General features: G+C 74.7%; 1 protein-coding gene. It reads left to right on the forward strand.

What is annotated here, in order from left to right; translation table 11 throughout:
- Window positions 1-1,358 (forward strand): polyketide synthase dehydratase domain-containing protein (locus ACWDBB_RS36210; protein ID WP_449793653.1); only part of this gene is annotated, 1,358 nt, incomplete at both ends.

A 1,358-nucleotide genomic window follows, 5' to 3' on the forward strand; every position in this document is an offset into this window, starting at 1 on the left:
GCCGAGGAGCTGTGCTCGCCCGAGTACTGGGTGCGCCACGTCCGCGAGGCCGTCCGCTTCGCCGACGGCATGCGCGCCCTCGAAGCCCAGGGCGTTAGCGTCTTCGTCGAGCTGGGCCCCGACGGCGTGCTCTCGGCCATGGGCCAGGAGTGCGTCGAGCAGGGCGTGTTCACCCCGGCGCTGCGCGCCGAACGCCCGGAGGCGCAGACCGCGCTGACGGCCCTCGCGACCGTTCACGTCCATGGGGTCGCCGTGGACTGGCACGGTGTGTTCGCCGGTGCGGGTGCGCGCCGGGTCGAGCTGCCGACGTATGCCTTCCAGCGGCAGCGCTACTGGCCGCAGGCGCCGACCGGTGCTCGGGCGGACGTCACCTCGGCCGGGCTGGTCTCGGCCGGGCACCCGCTGCTCGGTGCCGCCGTCGCCCTGGCCGACACCGACGGCTACCTGTTCACCAGCCGTCTCTCGCTGGCGACCCACCCGTGGCTGGCCGATCACGCCATCATGGGCACGGTCCTGCTGCCGGGCACGGCGTTCGTCGAGCTCGCCCTGCACGCCGGTGACCAGCTCGGCTGCGGCCGGCTGGACGAGCTGACGTTGGAGGCGCCGCTGGTGCTTCCCGCCCGGGGCGGTGTCGTCCTCCAGCTCACGGTGGAGGCCCAGGATGAGTCCGGGCGGCGGCAGTTGGCCGTGCACTCGCGTGCCGGGGACGCCTCCGACGAGCAGCCGTGGACCAGGAACGCGACCGGCGCGCTGTCGGCGCAGGAGCCGACCGCCGGTGTCGAGCTGACGGAGTGGCCGCCGCAGGGTGCCGAACGGGCTGAACTGGGCGACCTCTACGAGCGGTTCGCCGCGCGCGGCTTCGCCTACGGTGCGGTCTTCCAGGGCCTGCGGTCCGCCTGGGTGCGCGGCGAGGAGGTGTTCGCTGAGGTGTCGCTGCCCGGCGAGCCGGCCGGGGACGGGGCGGCCTTCGGTCTGCACCCGGCGGTGCTGGACGCCGCGCTGCACGGAGCCTTCCTGCGGCACGCGGACGACACCGAGGGGCGGCTGCCGTTCTCGTGGACCGGAGTCTCGCTCCACGCGACCGGTGCGTCGAGCGTCCGGGTGCACCTGGCCCCGGCCGGTGCTGACGGTACGGCCATCACGGTGGCGGACGCCGCCGGGCGGCCGGTCGCCACGGTGGAGTCGCTGGTGGCGCGCCCGGTCTCGGCCGACGCCATCGCCGAGGCGAACGACGCGTTCCGGGACTCGCTGTTCCGCCTGGAGTGGACCCCGGTCACCGTCACCGGTACGCCGGAGACGAGTGGTTGGGCCGTGCTCGGCGCGACCGATCTGCCGGTGCTGGGCGGTCTGCGGCAGGT

Source organism: Kitasatospora sp. NPDC001095 (assembly GCF_053598615.1).